Source organism: Marinomonas pollencensis, from assembly GCF_003387375.1.
GTDB classification, from domain to species: domain Bacteria; phylum Pseudomonadota; class Gammaproteobacteria; order Pseudomonadales; family Marinomonadaceae; genus Marinomonas; species Marinomonas pollencensis.
The window spans coordinates 73540-90682 of sequence record NZ_QUNG01000004.1; the positions used below are offsets into that span (position 1 = coordinate 73540).

A 17143-nucleotide genomic window follows, 5' to 3' on the forward strand; every position below is an offset into this window, starting at 1 on the left:
AGCTAATCGTTAGCGCATGACGAGAGCGGTCAACACATGATCTTCCCATTGACCATTTATTTTTAAATAGTTTTTTGCATAACCCTCTTTGCTAAAACCTAACCGACTCAATACCGCTGCACTGCGAGCATTTCTAGGCATATAGTTAGCTTGTATGCGATCAATGCGACACTCTTTGTGTAAATAATGGTTTCCTGCTGTTAATAGCTCATGCATCAAGCCTTTGCCTTGTTCTGACTCTCTTAAGCTATAGCCAAGATGACACGATTGAAAAACGCCTCGTACAATATGCGAATAATTAGCATAGCCTAGCATTCGCGTTTCATCTGGAGACAGAAAACATAAGGCAAGCCCTTGATCTTCTAAGAAATCTCGACGCATTTCGCGAATCCGTAAACGGCAAAGCTCAATTGAGTAATAAGCCTCAGCGCGTTGTGGCTCCCAGGGTGCTAAAAAATGCTTTTCTTCGGTGACATATGCCTTTAGCAAGTCCGCTTGGGACTCTTCGAGTATTTTAAGCACACCACGGGCGGTTGTAATACGTGGAAAACGGGAACTATGGTCCGTTGAATTCGTTTGTTTGAATGAATGAGTTGATAGCACTTCAAACAAGCGTAAATGATAAGACTCAAACCAGAACTGCTCTGCTAACAACAAAGTGCGCCGTAGCGTAGGATGATTCAACCAATGCTCAGCCGTAGCACGGTCTTGCCAATAGGTCAGCAGTAAATCGGTTTCACCTAACGAACACTCAGCCGCCAAAAAACCATCCTGCCCTTTGGCTAGATCAATCAATTTATCGACCATTATCCGGTAAGTCATGTTCTCAAGCATCACACTGCTAGACAGTAGCACTGCATAACAAGGCGCGCTCATTGGAGAAGGCGTTGTCATAGTCATCCTAGTTAATGAAACGGCTCTTTAAATATGCCAGATAGCATCCTATTCGATGCCTAGGTTTACCCATTGGCAGGCAAGCTAAAACAGCATAAGTATAGGTCTGGTTAAAGGCTTTATCTATTACAATTCACAATAAAAACAGGCCTTTACGAAAACAATACACTAAAACTAAAGCAGACCAAGAAGCGCAGCTAAACGCCTTGATCTGCTTTCTCATTATCACGAAAGGTAAGTCGAACCGCGCAGTACTTTTTGATAAGTGCTGATCAAGTTTTCTTGCTCAACGGCCTCTAAGCCACTGGCTGAGACTTTATCTTGATAGCGTTTAAGCAGTGCCTGTTCATCATAGCTTACGTACTTTAGAACGTCTTGAACACTGTCACCCATCAACACATGGTCAATTCGAAATCCCTCTTCAGTCAGGTACACATCCACAGACGCAGTGTCACCAAAAAGATTATGCAAATCACCGAGTGTTTCTTGATAGGCACCCACTAAGAAAAAGCCCATTAGATAATCTTCATTCACCGGTGGTGGTGGCAAAGGCAACGAGGACTCTATCCCTTGACCGTCCACATAGCGATATAAACAACCATCCGAGTCACAAGTAATATCTTGAATTTTCCCTCTAAATGAAGGGGCTTGCTGTAGGCCTTGTAGTGGCAATACCGGAAATAATTGATCAATCCCCCAGGCATCCGGCATGGACTGGAAAACAGACAAGTTGACAAACAACTTCTCTGCCAGACGCTCGTTAAGCTCATCGATAACAGGGCGATGGCCGCGATTGCGACTGTCTAACTTAGGCAACAGATTACGACACGCCACAACAAACAAGTTCTCAGCTTGAGCGCGCTGCTCAAGATTTAGCTGGCCATGATTATAAAGCGTCAAACTGTCATTAAAGTCATCCAATAAGTCGTGATAAATTTCCACTAAGGATCGGCTATCATCGTGCTCATCATGCTTTAAACTCTGATAACAATCCCATAACCGCTGGATTTCCAAGACACTGTCATCACTCGGCGGTTCAATGAGTAATAATTCCGCCCCATGGGAAAACACATCTGCAATCATCATCGCATGGTGTGCGGTCACGGCTCGCCCTGATTCTGAAATCAAGTTCGGGTGTGGCAGGTTATACTGATCACAAACATTATGAAAAGCGAACACCACATTGTTCGCATACTCACTAATACTGTAATTGGCTGAATAGGCATTTTGTGAGCGGGTTCCTTCATAATCAACCCCTAGCCCCCCACCAACATCGACCCATTTCACCGGCACTCCCATTTGATGCAATTCAGAATAATAGCGTGCACACTCTTTTAATGAGTTCTGAATATCACGAATTTTGGTAATTTGTGAACCAAGATGAAAATGAATCAACTCAAGGCAATCAAGCATATTCAAATCACGCAAACGATCTACCGCGCGTAATAACTGCGACGTGGTTAAACCAAACTTGGATTTTTCGCCACCACTATTACTCCAATGGGTTGAGCTTGTGGAAGCTAAGCGAATGCGAATGCCTATGCGCGGCTTCACGCCAATTTTTTTCGCCTCGTCCAAGATCAAATCGAGCTCATGCAACTTTTCAACCACAATGAAAACTTGATGCCCCATTTTTTCGGCCATCAGCGCCAAATGAATGAATTCGCGATCCTTATAGCCATTGCAAACGATGATCCCATTCGGGCTTTGATGCATCGCCAGCACCGCCATTAGTTCAGGCTTACTGCCTGCTTCAAGCCCAACACTAGAAGAGTTATCAGGCTGACAGCCGGTGATCTCTTCCACCACACGACGCTGCTGATTCACCTTAATAGGATACACAATGGCGTAATTCGCCTGATAGTCATAATGCTCAATTGCCTGGCAAAATGATTGGGTGATTTTTTCAATTCTAGAATGCAGAATATTAGGAAAACGTACCAAACAAGGGTAAGGAATCCCCTGCTGTTTCAATGCTTTAGACAGTTCAGTCAAATCAATGCTGTTCTCTCGGTCAGGTAAGGCAATGGCACGACCCTGATCATTAATAGAGAAAAAACCCGCACTCCAGTGCGTCACATTATAAAGTTCAATAGAATCTTTCACTGACCAAGGCTTCATATTGCCTCCTAACATCCGAATAATTACAACGACACAAAATTTTGACAGCGATTCTGTGTCGAGCTAGCGCTACTGACTCATAGCGTTTTTATGATCATGAGATAATAAAAAAGCGGGGCTAAGGGAACACCCCTAACTCCGCTCTTTTTAGTACTGTTGTTATGGCTTAAGAAACGCGTTCGCCGTGAGCCTGCTTATCTGCATGATAAGAAGAACGAACTAAAGGACCACACGCTGCGTGTTTAAAGCCTAATTCTTTTGCTACTTCTTCATAGCGAGCAAATTCTTCAGGCGGTACAAAACGCGCCATTGGGAAGTGGTGTTTCGAAGGCTGTAGATATTGACCAATCGTCAGCATATCAACATTATGAGCGCGTAGGTCTTTTAGTACCTCAACGATTTCTTCGAATGTTTCACCCAAACCCACCATCAAGCCAGATTTCGTTGGAACATCTGGGCAACGATCTTTAAAGTTCTTTAATAGATCGAGCGACCATTGATAATCAGAACCTGGTCTCACCTGGCGGTAAAGGCGAGGAATAGACTCTAAGTTATGGTTAAACACATCTGGTGGCGCAAGCTGTAAGATGTCCAACGACGTTTCCATACGGCCACGGAAGTCCGGTACCAAGGTTTCAATCTCAATATTTGGACTTAACGCACGCGTTTCGTTAATACAATCAACAAAATGCTGTGCACCACCGTCACGTAGATCATCACGGTCAACGGAAGTGATCACCACATATTTCAATTTCATATCACGGATCGCCTCAGCAAGTTCCTTAGGCTCATTTGGGCTTAAGGCATTTGGACGACCGTGTGCAACATCACAAAACGGGCAACGACGGGTACAAATTTCACCCATAATCATAAAGGTCGCTGTACCGTTACTAAAACACTCCCCTAAGTTAGGGCAGTTTGCTTCTTCACAGACAGAAGCCAACTTGTGTTCGCGTAGGGTTTGCTTAATACGAGCAATTTCCGGAGAAGCTGGCATTCTTACACGCAACCAATCTGGCTTGCGTGGAATTTCTTCAGTAGGAACAATTTTTACTGGAATACGGGCCATTTTATCGGCACCGCGAAGTTTTTCGCCTTGGACAACGCGTTTGCGTTCTGCAGTCATTCTATTTCCACCCTTGTTGGATAGTCGGATGTTGATATCCGAGCTGTTCAGCAAGCTGATTAGCCAACTGAACTTTAACCTTAGAAAAATCGACCTGACTGCTCAAGCGAGCCATATCGACCATCTGAAGACCTTGATAGCCACATGGATTAATACGGTTAAATGGTGATAGATCCATATCCACATTCAGCGCTAATCCATGAAAAGAACAACCTCGGCGAACTCTCAGGCCCAAAGAGGCGATCTTTTTTCCATCTACATAAACACCTGGTGCATCTGGCTTAGCATAAGCATCAATAGCATTGAGCTTAAGCGTCTCTACAATCGCGTTCTCAAGCACTGTAACAAGATCCCGCACCCCTATTCCTAGGCGTTTTAAATCAATCAGTACATAAGCAACTAATTGCCCCGGGCCATGGTAAGTAACTTGCCCGCCTCGATCCACTTGAATGACAGGGATATCCCCTGGTGCAAGCAAATGCTCTTCTTTACCCGCTTGTCCTTGCGTAAATAAAGAAGGATGTTCAAGTAACCAAATTTCATCTTGATCTTCTTTAGAGCGAACTTGGGTGAATGATTTCATTCTCTCCCAAGTTGTCTCATAACCAATCACACCTAAATCACGGCAAATAAGTTGTTGATTCATTACAGAACCATCTTAACCGCTTCAAGCGCCATTAGATCCTTGTGTAATTTTGCTAACTGCTCTTCGCTCTGGGCCACAATACGGAAGCTGTAGCTAACAAAACGGCCTTTGCTTGAACGGTTGACATTGGTCGCCTCATCGCCCATTTCAGGCGCATGCACTTGCATGCATTTCACAATATCTAGATGACCATTATCGGTATCAAGCGCGACCACTTTGATCACATAATTGTCACACGGAAATTCAATTTTTGGCGCATCAACTGCATTTTCAGCTTGATCGCCATCTTTTGTAATCAGAGCCATCGTTCATCCACTAGATCCTAAGATCTAAAATAAATTCATAAAGAAAAGTTTGATTTTATCAAACATACGCTTAAAGAAGCCACCTTGCTCAACTGGCTCAAGCGCGACAACATTGCGTTCTAGAACAATATTATCTGCAGTGCCTACTACAATCTTGCCTAATACATCGCCCACTTTGATTGGTGCTTCAATTTCAGGGTTCATTTGCAAGCTTGCAGGAAGGGAATCTGCGTCTTGACGCGGCAATGTTACCAACACATCATCAGCAAAACCAACTTTCACGGTATTTTGACTGCCACCCCAAACACGAGCGTCATTGACCACTTGGCCACGGCTATAAAGTTTACGTGTTTCGTAGTATCTAAATCCGTAATCCAAAAGCTTCTGTGACTCACTAGCACGAGCTTCGTCAGATTTGGTACCCATTACAACGGTAATTAAACGTGTACCATTACGTACTGCAGAGGCCGCCAAGCAGAAACCTGCCGCTTCAGTATGACCTGTTTTTAAGCCATCAACAGACTTATCACGCCACAATAGACGATTACGGTTAGGCTGACGGATGTTGTTGTAAGTGAAATATTTTTCTGCGTAAAGAGGGTAATTCTCAGGGAACTGAGTAATGGTTGCACGCGCCACAATCGCAATATCATGGGCAGTGGAATAATGATCATCCGCTGGGTAGCCCGTTGCGTTGACAAAGTGTGAGCCTTTCATGCCAAGTAATTTCGCATGTTGGTTCATTAAATCAGCAAACGCTGACTCACTGCCGGCAATGTGCTCTGCAATAGCAACCGTTGCATCATTACCAGATTGAACAATCATACCCTGCATCAGCGTCATTAAAGGCACTCTTGTCCCTTCACGAACGAAGGTACGAGATCCCTTCATACGCCACGCTTTTTCACTAATGGTCACTTTATCATCAACAGAAATATCACCACGAGCCAGTTCATACTCGGTGATGTAAGCGGTCATTAACTTAGTAAGACTCGCAGGCGGTAATTTCTCATCCGCATTGTGAGACACAAGGATATCACCGGTATAAGCATCCATTAGGATATAGCTGCTCGCGGCTAGTTCTGGTGGCGCAGGAATGAGCGAGGGCTCTGCGTGAACGGCATTGGTTGTGATACCAAGGAATACGGATAAAATAATTAGGAGTCGTTTCATACTCTACAACATCGTCTGGTTAAAAAAGTTTACAAATGATACTAGAGAGAAAAATGAATCTCTAGTCTAAGGAATTCGCCTTTACAGTTACATCGCAACTCGTACTGGCTTTGCAAAGCCCGCATCATAGAGCTTTTGTTGCCAATTAGACAGCTCTGCATCACTGCCATAAGGACCAACTAAAACTTTATAAAGAGCATCACTTTGTTGCACTATCTCGACATTAATTTGCGTATCAAAGACAGCAAACAGCTGATTTTTTAAGCGCGCGGCCGCTTCAGAAGTCGAAAAAGCCCCCACCTGCAGATGACTAAACACAGAGCTGACTGTGGTTTTCTTTTGTGCCAGTGGTGGTGTGGGTGAAGCCAATACCACTGGGGGACTCAGTTCTTTTTTCTGCGTCGCATTCACCTTCGTTGTGGCTTGATAAACCCCACCTTTGGGCGGTGTTATCGCCTCAATCCTAACGTGAGCCAGCCCCTTTTTCTGATAATCCAAACGCACTGCCGCGGCATAAGAAAGGTCTATCAATCGGTCTCCATGAAAAGGCCCCCGATCATTGACTCTAACAATGACAGAACGCTGATTATCCAGGTTCGTTACTTTCAAGTAGGTCGGTAAAGGAAGCGATTTATGGGCTGCTGAAAAGGCATACATATCATATGTTTCCCCATTTGAAGTAGTATGACCGTGAAATTTCATGCCATACCAAGACGCGGTTCCCTCTGCTACATACCCCTTGGCCGACTTCATTACCCAATACTTTTTACCCCATACTTCATAGGGACTCTTATTTCCCCCACGGCTTTTGGGTTCCCATTTAGGCACCAAGTCGGGCAAATGATCCACTTTAACATCATGGTCAGGGGCATGATCCTTCAGTATGGTGTAACGCCCTCCCGCAGAGGCTTTATCATACTCAGCAGAACTCATTGTATTAGACGAGCAGCCACTCAATATCGCGATACATGACCCAATTAACAACACTAACCTACAATGTTTAATCATTCTTTCCTATGTTCTCAGCAAGCGCCAACACTGACATGGCATAACGTCGACTTGGGTTATAATCCATAATCGTAAAAAAGTTTTCATAGGCGAGCCAATAAGTGACTTCGTCTGCTTTGGTTCGCAACCCAACCAGCCCCATTTTTTTATTTAGGAAGTGCTGTTTAGGCAGCACTTTCAGGGCCGACCATTGGGCCGCTGTTTTGATCGGTTTGCGATCGTGGTTAACCCACTCGGTTATCGCATCCGGATCCTCAACGCTTGCCATGACCCAATACGGCTGGTTATATTCCCAGCCATGGTGCTGCAAATAGTTCGCCACACTGCCTATCGCATCCGCATCAGACTGCCAAAGATCAATGTGTCCATCGCCATCATAATCCACAGCCAGCTTGCGATAATTCGTTGGCATAAATTGCACCATTCCCATGGCCCCAGTATAGGACCCTTTTGTGGCACCAATGTTCCAATTATTTTCACGTGCTAACAACAAATAAGCACGCAGCTCATTTTGGAAATAAGCTTGGCGTCTTGGATAATCAAACGCCAACGTAGTAAGCGAGGTAAAGACATCTTTTGAGCCGGTAATACGACCATAGTAAGTCTCCACCCCAATAAGTGCGACAATCACATGCCAATCTACAGCGTATTGTTTTTCCGCCTTTAACAGCCAATGTTTATTCTTTTGCGCAAATGCTTTACCGCTGGCAATACGCTGCGGATTGACAAAACGCGCACTGTATTCGTAATAAGGGGTAATGACTTCTGGCTGGTTATCCGACTTCTGAATGACTTTTTCACGTATTTTTATCCGTGAGAAAGCCAACTCCAGCGCATTTTTATCGAAACCATCTTGCTCGACCAAACGCGTAATAAACGCCTGCACTTGTGGGTTGGCTGCATAAGAATTAGCCTTTTTATCTGGCGCATTATCCAGCAGTTGATTACTCACTCCGAGCTTATCACCCAACGCGTGCTGCTGCATTTGACCTGCACTGCTACACCCTACCAAGCCGAGTACTAGAAACATCCCTACTGCTAGTTTTATCATCATCTCGCCCTTTTATGTGTTTGTACCGACATTAAAATACCAAAGGTCGCCATAATCGTTATGATGGATGTTCCACCATAGCTGACCAAAGGCAAGGGTACCCCAACCACAGGCAAAATACCTGACACCATGCCGATATTTACAAACATATAAACAAAAAAGGTCAGTGTTAAACTTCCCGCCAACAAACGAGCATAATTATCTTCTGCCGTTGCCGAAACATACAAACCACGCGAAATAACCAACAAGTAGGAAAGTATTAAAATACCGCAACCCAACATACCGAACTCTTCGCCCAGCACCGCAATAATAAAATCCGTGTGACTTTCTGGTAAGAAATTTAATTGCGCCTGAGTGCCTTCTAGCCACCCTTTTCCGTATAAGCCACCGGAGCCAATCGCCGTTTTAGATTGAATAATATTCCACCCCGAGCCCAATGGGTCGCTTTCGGGGTTGAGAAAGGTCAACACGCGCTGACGTTGATAATCGTGCATAAAGTGCCACAACACATAGCCAGCTGCAGGGGCAGAAACCGCTGCGCCAATAATATAACGCCAACCAAGCCCAGCCAAAAACAGTACAAAAATACCCGACACTGCCACCAACAAAGCGGTACCTAAATCTGGCTGTTTGGCGACCATCAGTGCAGGAATAAAAATTAATGCTAAAACGGACAAGACTTCTTTTAACTTAGGCGGCAGTTGACGATCTGCAAAATACCAAGCAATCATCATCGGCATAACAATTTTCATAATCTCAGAAGGCTGAAAGCGCAGCCCGCCTGGCAAAGCCAACCAACGCTGCGCCCCTTTTGCCCCGACCCCAAACAACAACACGCCAATCAACAGCATTGCCAAAAACACAAACAAAGCAGGTGAGGCACGACGCATGTATTTGGGCGGTAACTGAGCAAGCCCCAAACACACCCCCATACCTATGCCAAAACGCAGAATCTGCCGCTCTACCATCTCCATATCCTGACCAGAGGCGGAATACAGCACTACCAAGCCACCTGTCATCAGAAGCAGCAGCGACCCCAACAGCAAGATATCAACGTGAATCAATTTCCACAGGCGAGCATTGGCAAACGACAACACTCTTCTATAAACCGTATCACTCACTGGCGTTACCTTTTAAATAGTCGTAGCGTTTAGGGTATTTGCCATCAATATAAGCATCAAAAAGCTTTTTCGTTAGGTCGGCGGGCTTCGCCGCGCCACCGCCGTTCTCAAAAATAGCAAACACGGCGATTTTGGGCTTTTCGGCCGGTGCAAAGGCAATAAATAAGCCATGGTCATGAAGCCGCTTCGCCAATTTATCCGCTTCGTACTCTTCACCATCTTGCAGACTGAATACTTGCCCAGTTCCGGTTTTACCGGCTATGGTGTAGTCCGTTCCTTGTAAGCGTCGCCCTGTTCCCTTAGGATCGGTTATCACCTTGCGCATGGCTATGACAATTTTTTCCCAGTTACGCTGATCCTTCAGCGTAATATTATGAAGACCCGCCTCTTTGTCCTCAAACTGTGCCGCTTGATCACCAATACTTTGTGCCATACGCGGAAAATAATAATGCCCGCGCGCCGCAATAGCCGACACCGCTGTGGCGATTTGAATCGGTGTTGCTACCATAAAGCCTTGACCAATCCCCACATTCACTGAGTCCCCTGGGTACCAAGGCTCATTGTATTTGGCTTTTTTCCAAGCATTGGATGGCAGCAAACCTATGCTCGCGCCATTTAAGTCCAACAGCACACTTTTACCAAAACCAAAGCGCGCTAAGAAATCATGTATCGGCGTGATGCCCATTTTATTGGCCAGCTGATAGAAATAAGTATCCACTGACTCAATCACAGCGCGCTCTAAATCAATCCAGCCGTGGCCGCCACGCTTCCAGTCCCGATAGCGACGACCACCTGGATTAATTTGGTAATAACCTCGGGCAAAATAACGTTCAGTCCATGATGAAAAACCATACTCAAGGCCTGCTAACGCCATAAAAGGCTTAATGGTAGACGCTGGAGGGTAACCGCCACGGAGTGCCCGATTAAACAAAGGAAGGCTTTTCGAGTCGCGCAATAGCGAGTAGTCCTTGTAGGAAATCCCCCTAACAAACAAGTTGGGATCAAACCCTGGCTTAGATACTAAGGCAAGAATGCCACCAGTATTTGGGTCTATCGCCACCACTGACCCTTTGTAGTCACCTAAAAGGTCGTAAGCGTATTGCTGTAAACGTGCATCCATATACAAATGCACATCTTTACCCGGTACAGGGTTCTCACGCCCCAACTCTTCCATGATTCGACCGCGTGCATTTACTTCCACTTTTTGAATGCCAGGCTTACCAAACAAGGTACTTTCGTAATAACCTTCTACGCCAGTCTTACCAATAAACAAGGCACCTTGGTAAGCCTGTTTATCTACTCTCTCTAAATCTTTTGTGGTAATACGTCCGACATAACCAACCGCATGAGCAAATGCTTTACCATAAGGGTAATAACGAGTGAGTTGAGCCTCAACCTGTACGCCATCTAACTTATATAAGTTAACCGCCACACGGGCCCACTCTTCATCTGTGAGTTGAGATTTTAAGGTGATAGATTGGTAGGGGCGGCGATACTCTTTGAGCTTCTCATCAAACTGATCCCACTCATCAGAGCTAATATCAATCAGCCCTGACAGTATTTTGCGCAACTGAGGCATACTTTTGATGCGCTCCGGCGTCACTGTCAAACTATGGATTGGACGATTGTCGGCGAGCACCACCCCATTGCGATCATAAATGAGACCCCTTGGAGGAGGCTCAGTCACCAGCATCACACGATTTTCATCGGCTTTGGTTTGATAAAGCTGGTGATTTACAACTTGAAGGTAAAATAAGCGAGCCATCAACACCCCCGCCAACAGCAACACCAACAATCCAGCAATAATAATACGCGATTGCGTCAATGACTTTTCTTGGTTGTAGTTGCGAAAATTTTTATACCGACGGCTCAACGAACAATCCTCTATCTATGATACGGATGGTTATTCATCAAGGTCCAAGCACGATATATTTGCTCAGCCAGAATAACCCGAACCATAGGGTGTGGCAGTGTTAAACGAGAAAGCGACCAGACTTGATCTGCTTTCGCGGTACAACGTGGGTCCAGTCCATCGGGGCCACCCACCAATAAACTGACGTTATACCCTTCCATGCGCCAATTCCCCGTTTGATCCGCTAACTGCTCTGTAGACCACTCTTTACCGAGGACCTCCATCGCAATGACCTTATCTCCTTGGGGAATTGCATCGAGCATGAGATCACCTTCTTTACGAATTGCTTTTGGTATATCGGTGTTTTTTCCCCGTGGTGACATGGGAATTTCCACTAACTCTAAAGCAAAATCTTTAGGCAGGCGCTTAGCGTAATCATCGTAGCCTTGCGTCACCCATTTCGGCATTTTAGTACCGACAGCAATCAGTCGAACGCGCATTGCAAAACCTTACATCGATTCTGGTTTAATATCCCAAAGTTTCTCTAAGTCGTAAAAAGCTCGCGCTTCTTCTGTCATCACATGGACGACCACGTCATGAAGATCAACCAAAACCCAATCGCTTCCGGTACCACGACCTTCAGAACCTAGTGGCTGAAGTCCGTTAGTCTTAAGGTGTTCAATGACATTTTGACCCAAACCACCTACATGACGCTTAGAGGTACCAGTACAAATGACCATGTAATCCATCATGTCGGTATGTTTTGAAACATTCAACACAGTGATCTTATCACCTTTGACATCTTCCAGTGCTTCCACTGCTAAAGCTAAGATTTGATCCGCTGTGAGATTAGGCTGACTCATAAAGTTACGTTATCCTGATATAATTGATTGTCTATTATGTATGTTTGTACGGGTTCTGGTAGCAAATACGCTATCGATTCCTGCTTTTTACACAGAGCTCTTATCATGCTTGAAGATATCTCCAAGGACGGCAGCGTTTCCAACCAAATAAAACCTGAGGGCGCGCATTGTAACTCATGCGATGAAGCGGCACGATAGTTTTCGCAGAAAGCATTTAACTCTGAAATCAGATCCGGCTCCCAGCCAGGACGAGAAACGACCAAAATATGCGCATAGTGAATCAGCTCCTGCCAATTCGCCCAAGTAGGAATTGACAAAAAACTGTCCATTCCCAACACCATGATCAAGGGCTCATCCGGCCCAATGATGGCACGCACCTCTTTGAGAGTGTCAATCGAATAACTGGGACCTTCACGAACAATTTCTCGTGCATCAACCGTTAACCTAGGATCACTCGAAATGGCCATTTCCACCATCGCTAAACGCTGCTTTGCTGTAATGCTTGGCAAACCTTTGTGCACTGGCTGAAAACAAGGAATTAAGCGCAATTCATTAAAATTGAAGCGATCTAAAATTTCAACTGCGGTGCGCAAGTGACCATTATGAATTGGGTCAAATGTCCCCCCCATAATCGCCACACCTGAAGCCTGCTCTTGCTTAGTTGTCACGAGTATGTCCATCACCTAACACTATGTATTTCTGGCTGGTCAGACCCAAAAGCCCTACAGGTCCACGAGCATGAACTTTATCCGTTGAAATGCCGATCTCAGCGCCGAGGCCGTACTCAAAACCGTCAGCAAAAGCCGTGGAGGCATTTACCATCACGGAAGCAGAATCCACTTCCGTCATAAAGGCACGAGTCTTAGTATAGTTTTGCGAAACAATCGCATCAGAGTGATGCGAGCCATAATGGTTAATATGCTCAATGGCCTCTGCCATATCCGCAACCACTTTAATTGACAACTTAGCGGCTAGATATTCCGTAAACCAATCTTCTTCTGTCGCTACCCCCATGTCCATGACAATAGAGCGCGCAGCGTCACATCCCACCAACTCAACGCCTTTTGACACAAAAGCTGATGCTAAAGCAGGCAAAACCTCTGCTGCAACCGCTTTATGCACTAACAAAGACTCCATGGCATTACACACACCATAACGCCGCGTTTTCGCATTCAACGCAATGTTAGCGGCTTTTTCTAGATCCGCTTCATCATCGATATAAACATGGCAGTTACCGTCCAAGTGCTTAATCACAGGCACGCGAGCGTCCTTACTAATACGCTCAATTAGACCTTTTCCGCCTCGTGGCACGATCACATCAACAAATTCCGGCATACTAATTAAACGTCCAACCGCATCACGGTCCGTCGTATTCAACACCTGCACCGCATGTTCTGGCAAGCCAACAGCATTTAGCCCTGCCGTTACTGCTTCTGCAATTGCTTGGTTGGAATAAAAAGCCTCAGACCCGCCCCGTAAAATGGTCGCATTGCCTGATTTTAAACATAAACTGGCTGCATCAATGGTCACATTAGGACGCGACTCATAAATAATGCCAATAACGCCCAATGGCACTCGCATTTTGCCTAACTGAATGCCTGATGGGCGATACAGCATATCGGTGATTTCACCAACTGGGTCAGGCAGAGCAGCTACTTGCTTAAGCCCTTCAATCATGCCGTCAATGCGCGCATCATTGAGCAACAAACGGTCAAGCAAAGCGGCATCTAAGCCCTTTTTTTCACCATTTTGAATGTCTTTGGCATTTTCTTCTATCAATCGAGGTCGTGCTTGCTCCAGCGCATCTGCCATCGCTAATAGGGCATTATTTTTATGCTCTGTGGACGCTTTAGCAAGTTGACGTGACGCCGCTCTGGCTTGCTGACCAATTTGATTCATATAGGATTCTAAAGACATTTTTAATCTCTAATTCGGTTAAAAAGTAATAGCTTAGCCACAAAAACTTATCGTCCATACGACTATCTTGCCATTATACTAACACAAAGTATTTAATCCTTTAGCCTTGAATTTGATCAAAAAAAGGAAGCACCCTTGTCTGCTCCAGCGCACTTCACCCTTAATCCCATTGGCATTGTTCACTCCTGCTATAAGGAAAAGTTTGGCATTCCTAGACAACCAGGTCTAGTTACAGAGTCCACCGCCAGCATAGAGTTACTACCACCATTTAACCGACTCGACACCCTAGATGGGCTAGAAGATTTTTCACACATTTGGGTGCAGTTTATTTTCCATGCCACCATGAAAGAAAACTGGAAAGCCAAAGTTAGGCCGCCACGTTTAGGCGGAAAAGAAAAAATCGGCGTGTTTGCTACTCGAGCAACACACAGACCGAACCCCATTGGACTTTCCGTTATTAAGCTCGGCGCCATTTACCAAAAAAGCAATCGGATTTTTATTGAGTTACTCGGCGCCGATTTACTCGATGGAACCCCAGTCTTAGACATTAAGCCTTATATTCCATACGCTGACAGTATTCCTGAGGCAAAAGGTGGCTTCGCCCCCCTTCCCGATCGCACTACTCTTGTGGTTTTTTCCCCACTAGCAAAGACCCAATGCGATCACTATCAATCATTGCACAAGCGAGACATTCAGACTTTAATTAAACAAGTCATTGAACAAGACCCAAGACCTTCATACCTGCAACAAAAAGAAGGCAAAGAACACGGCATCACATTGTGGGATTTGAATATTAGATGGCGCGCCCATCCAGAGTATTTTGAAGTACTCCATATTGAACCCAGCCCAATAGGGGAAACGAATGAATAAAAAAGCGTTTTTAAAAACCTACCAGAACATAGATAAGCTAAACAAAACTGAGAAAGCAGAAAGCGACACAAAACCACCACTTTACCGCTCTTCTTACGATGAAAAATTAATCAAAGAAATGCACTTTGCGAAATTCAAAAAAAACCTTCAACAAACACAGCAAAACGAGTCATTAAAGCAGCTATTAGAAAAAGAAAATTGGGACGAAGAAGACACAAAAACCCTACTTAAATCACTTCGCTAAGGCGTCACCCAAAGTCTATACCCACAGTTATCCACATGTTTTATGTATAGTTTTCTTGTCAACGCGTTATCATCAAATTGACATAAAAAAAGCGGGCCTAAGCCCGCTTTTTACTAACTAACGAAAATCAAAACTTAGTTTTGGTTTTCTAGTTGAGCTTTGATCAAATCACCGATAGTGGTTGGACCATTTGCTTCAACTTGCTGTTTCTCAGAATGAGATTTAAGCGCAGCTTTTTCTTCAGTAGCATCTTTCTGCTTGATAGAAAGAGTGATAGTACGAGCTTTACGATCAACACTGATGATCGCAGCCTCTACTTTATCGCCTTCTTTCAATACAGTTGTTGCATCTTCAACGCGCTCACGGCTGATTTCAGATACTTTCAAAGTAGCTTCAACGCCTTCAGCTAGAACAACAACCGCACCTTTAGCATCTACAGAAGCAACAGTACCGTTTACGATAGTGCCTTTGTCGTTTTCAGCAACGAAACCAACAAATGGGTCTTCTTCAAGCTGTTTGACGCCAAGAGAGATACGCTCGCGTTCTGCATCGATAGACAATACAACAGTCTCAAGAACATCACCTTTCTTGTATGCACGTACTGCTTCTTCACCAGTTTCTTCCCAAGATAGGTCAGATAGGTGAACAAGGCCGTCGATGCCGCCGTCAAGACCAATGAACACACCAAAGTCAGTGATAGACTTGATTGCGCCAGAGATTTTGTCGCCTTTGTTGAAAGATGTAGCAAACTCTTCCCATGGGTTCATGGTGCACTGCTTGATACCCAAAGAGATACGACGACGTTCTTCGTCGATATCAAGGATCATAACTTCAACTTCGTCACCGATCTGAACAACTTTAGATGGGTGGATGTTTTTGTTAGTCCAATCCATTTCAGATACGTGTACTAGACCTTCTACGCCTTCTTCAAGTTCAGCGAAGCAACCGTAATCAGTCAAGTTAGTAACTTTAGCAGTTACTTTAGTACCTTCTGGGTAACGTGCTTTGATAGCAACCCATGGATCTTCACCCAATTGCTTAAGACCTAGAGACACACGGTTACGCTCGCGGTCAAACTTAAGTACTTTAACATCGATTTCATCGCCAACAGCAATGATTTCACTTGGGTGCTTAATGCGTTTCCAAGCCATGTCAGTGATGTGTAGAAGACCATCAACACCACCAAGATCAACGAACGCACCGTAGTCTGTAAGGTTCTTAACGATACCTTTAACTTCTTGACCTTCTTCTAGAGAAGCAAGTAGTGTTTCGCGTTCAGCGCTGTTAGTCGCTTCCATAACGGCACGACGAGATACAACAACGTTGTTACGTTTTTGATCAAGCTTGATAAGTTTGAACTCTAGATCCACACCTTCAAGGTGAGACGTGTCGCGGATTGGGCGAACATCTACCAAAGAACCTGGCAAGAAAGCACGGATGTTTGCGATATCAACTGTGAAGCCACCTTTGACTTTACCATTGATAACACCATTGACGATGGCACCTTCTTCGTAGGCTTTTTCAAGAACAGCCCAAGTTTCAGCGCGTTTCGCTTTTTCACGAGACAATTTAGTCTCACCGAAACCATCTTCAACAGCATCAAGTGCAACTTTAACTTCGTCACCGATGTTAACGTTGAACTCACCACTTTCCGTTAGGAACTGAGAACGAGGAATTACGCCTTCAGATTTAAGACCTGCATGAACAGTTACCCATTCGCTGTCGATATCAACAACAATACCAGTAACAATTGAGCCTGGCGCCATTTCGACGGTTAATAGGCTTTCTTCAAACAGTTCTGCGAAGCTTTGAGTCATTGTATTTCCTATATAGTTGGCCAAAAAGAACTTGGCCTTATCCGTATTACCAGCAAATACGGGTCAATTTTTATGATTATTGCGATGGAAGCGTTGCTGGTCTCCCACCGACTTGAATAACATTTAGACTATTCT

Annotated in this window: 17 protein-coding genes; 2 read left to right on the forward strand and 15 right to left on the reverse strand. The window is 44.8% G+C overall.

The annotated features are described in order from the left end of the window. Positions 1–9 precede the first annotated feature (9 nt). The 14 genes from DFP81_RS07165 to DFP81_RS07230 all read right to left on the reverse strand — a co-directional run bounded on the left by DFP81_RS07165 (position 10) and on the right by DFP81_RS07230 (position 14077). Entirely contained in the window at positions 10–894 is an 885-nt protein-coding gene (locus tag DFP81_RS07165; RefSeq protein WP_115897093.1) for a GNAT family N-acetyltransferase, read from the reverse strand. Positions 895–1119: 225 nt separating this feature from the next. Next, positions 1120–3015, reverse strand: a complete 1896-nt coding sequence (speA, locus tag DFP81_RS07170) for a biosynthetic arginine decarboxylase (protein ID WP_115897094.1) — start codon at positions 3013–3015, stop codon at positions 1120–1122. A gap of 166 nt (positions 3016–3181) precedes the next feature. After that, positions 3182–4141 carry a lipoyl synthase gene (lipA, locus tag DFP81_RS07175; protein ID WP_115897095.1) on the reverse strand — a complete coding sequence of 320 codons (960 nt, stop codon included), beginning with the start codon at positions 4139–4141 and terminating at the stop codon, positions 3182–3184. 1 nt (position 4142) lies between these two features. Beyond that, positions 4143–4787: a lipoyl(octanoyl) transferase LipB gene (gene lipB / locus DFP81_RS07180; protein WP_115897096.1), complete on the reverse strand. Its 645-nt coding sequence runs from the start codon at positions 4785–4787 to the stop codon at positions 4143–4145. Continuing rightward, the gene (locus DFP81_RS07185) at positions 4787–5092 is read right to left on the reverse strand and encodes a YbeD family protein (protein ID WP_115897097.1); all 306 of its coding nucleotides are present in this window, start codon (positions 5090–5092) and stop codon (positions 4787–4789) included. Before DFP81_RS07185 ends, lipB begins: the two co-directional genes overlap by 1 nt. Positions 5093–5116: 24 nt before the next feature. Beyond that, the gene (locus DFP81_RS07190; RefSeq protein WP_115897098.1) at positions 5117–6265 is read right to left on the reverse strand and encodes a D-alanyl-D-alanine carboxypeptidase family protein; all 1149 of its coding nucleotides are present in this window, start codon (positions 6263–6265) and stop codon (positions 5117–5119) included. 87 nt (positions 6266–6352) lie between these two features. Continuing rightward, positions 6353–7273, reverse strand: a complete 921-nt coding sequence (locus DFP81_RS07195; protein ID WP_115897099.1) for a septal ring lytic transglycosylase RlpA family protein — start codon at positions 7271–7273, stop codon at positions 6353–6355. Then, the gene (gene mltB, locus DFP81_RS07200) at positions 7266–8327 is read right to left on the reverse strand and encodes a lytic murein transglycosylase B (RefSeq protein WP_245959108.1); all 1062 of its coding nucleotides are present in this window, start codon (positions 8325–8327) and stop codon (positions 7266–7268) included. The genes DFP81_RS07195 and mltB overlap by 8 nt, the downstream gene beginning before the upstream one ends. After that, a complete protein-coding gene (gene rodA, locus DFP81_RS07205) occupies positions 8324–9445 on the reverse strand; it encodes a rod shape-determining protein RodA (protein ID WP_115897101.1) in 1122 nt (373 codons plus the stop codon). The genes mltB and rodA overlap by 4 nt, the downstream gene beginning before the upstream one ends. Further along, the gene (mrdA, locus tag DFP81_RS07210; RefSeq protein WP_115897102.1) at positions 9438–11318 is read right to left on the reverse strand and encodes a penicillin-binding protein 2; all 1881 of its coding nucleotides are present in this window, start codon (positions 11316–11318) and stop codon (positions 9438–9440) included. The genes rodA and mrdA overlap by 8 nt, the downstream gene beginning before the upstream one ends. Before the next feature lie 11 nt (positions 11319–11329). Next, positions 11330–11797 carry a 23S rRNA (pseudouridine(1915)-N(3))-methyltransferase RlmH gene (rlmH, locus tag DFP81_RS07215; RefSeq protein ID WP_115897103.1) on the reverse strand — a complete coding sequence of 156 codons (468 nt, stop codon included), beginning with the start codon at positions 11795–11797 and terminating at the stop codon, positions 11330–11332. A gap of 9 nt (positions 11798–11806) precedes the next feature. Then, a complete protein-coding gene (rsfS, locus tag DFP81_RS07220; protein WP_115897104.1) occupies positions 11807–12160 on the reverse strand; it encodes a ribosome silencing factor in 354 nt (117 codons plus the stop codon). Then, positions 12157–12828 carry a nicotinate-nucleotide adenylyltransferase gene (gene nadD, locus DFP81_RS07225; RefSeq protein ID WP_245959109.1) on the reverse strand — a complete coding sequence of 224 codons (672 nt, stop codon included), beginning with the start codon at positions 12826–12828 and terminating at the stop codon, positions 12157–12159. The genes rsfS and nadD overlap by 4 nt, the downstream gene beginning before the upstream one ends. Beyond that, on the reverse strand, positions 12818–14077 hold the full coding sequence (locus tag DFP81_RS07230; RefSeq protein WP_115897106.1) for a glutamate-5-semialdehyde dehydrogenase: 1260 nt from the start codon (positions 14075–14077) through the stop codon (positions 12818–12820). The genes nadD and DFP81_RS07230 overlap by 11 nt, the downstream gene beginning before the upstream one ends. Before the next feature lie 135 nt (positions 14078–14212). On the opposite strand from DFP81_RS07230, the gene tsaA reads away from it, so the two are divergent. Beyond that, the gene (gene tsaA / locus DFP81_RS07235; RefSeq protein WP_115897107.1) at positions 14213–14947 is read left to right on the forward strand and encodes a tRNA (N6-threonylcarbamoyladenosine(37)-N6)-methyltransferase TrmO; all 735 of its coding nucleotides are present in this window, start codon (positions 14213–14215) and stop codon (positions 14945–14947) included. Further along, positions 14940–15191, forward strand: coding sequence for a hypothetical protein (locus tag DFP81_RS07240; RefSeq protein ID WP_115897108.1), 252 nt, complete (start codon positions 14940–14942; stop codon positions 15189–15191). The genes tsaA and DFP81_RS07240 overlap by 8 nt, the downstream gene beginning before the upstream one ends. Positions 15192–15325: 134 nt before the next feature. Here the strand turns inward: DFP81_RS07240 and rpsA are convergent, their stop codons facing one another. After that, on the reverse strand, positions 15326–17008 hold the full coding sequence (gene rpsA / locus DFP81_RS07245) for a 30S ribosomal protein S1 (RefSeq protein WP_115897109.1): 1683 nt from the start codon (positions 17006–17008) through the stop codon (positions 15326–15328). Positions 17009–17143: the final 135 nt, after the last annotated feature.

Bases quoted from the DNA above. Each gene is read 5' to 3' on its own strand.
- DFP81_RS07165 (WP_115897093.1), bottom strand. From the start codon at position 894: ATGACAACGCCTTCTCCAATGAGCGCGCCTTGTTATGCAGTGCTACTG.
- speA (WP_115897094.1), bottom strand. From the start codon at position 3,015: ATGAAGCCTTGGTCAGTGAAAGATTCTATTGAACTTTATAATGTGACG.
- lipA (WP_115897095.1), bottom strand. From the start codon at position 4,141: ATGACTGCAGAACGCAAACGCGTTGTCCAAGGCGAAAAACTTCGCGGT.
- lipB (WP_115897096.1), bottom strand. From the start codon at position 4,787: ATGAATCAACAACTTATTTGCCGTGATTTAGGTGTGATTGGTTATGAG.
- DFP81_RS07185 (WP_115897097.1), bottom strand. From the start codon at position 5,092: ATGGCTCTGATTACAAAAGATGGCGATCAAGCTGAAAATGCAGTTGAT.
- DFP81_RS07190 (WP_115897098.1), bottom strand. From the start codon at position 6,265: ATGAAACGACTCCTAATTATTTTATCCGTATTCCTTGGTATCACAACC.
- DFP81_RS07195 (WP_115897099.1), bottom strand. From the start codon at position 7,273: ATGATTAAACATTGTAGGTTAGTGTTGTTAATTGGGTCATGTATCGCG.
- mltB (WP_245959108.1), bottom strand. From the start codon at position 8,327: ATGATGATAAAACTAGCAGTAGGGATGTTTCTAGTACTCGGCTTGGTA.
- rlmH (WP_115897103.1), bottom strand. From the start codon at position 11,797: ATGCGCGTTCGACTGATTGCTGTCGGTACTAAAATGCCGAAATGGGTG.
- rsfS (WP_115897104.1), bottom strand. From the start codon at position 12,160: ATGAGTCAGCCTAATCTCACAGCGGATCAAATCTTAGCTTTAGCAGTG.
- DFP81_RS07230 (WP_115897106.1), bottom strand. From the start codon at position 14,077: ATGTCTTTAGAATCCTATATGAATCAAATTGGTCAGCAAGCCAGAGCG.
- DFP81_RS07240 (WP_115897108.1), top strand. From the start codon at position 14,940: ATGAATAAAAAAGCGTTTTTAAAAACCTACCAGAACATAGATAAGCTA.
- rpsA (WP_115897109.1), bottom strand. From the start codon at position 17,008: ATGACTCAAAGCTTCGCAGAACTGTTTGAAGAAAGCCTATTAACCGTC.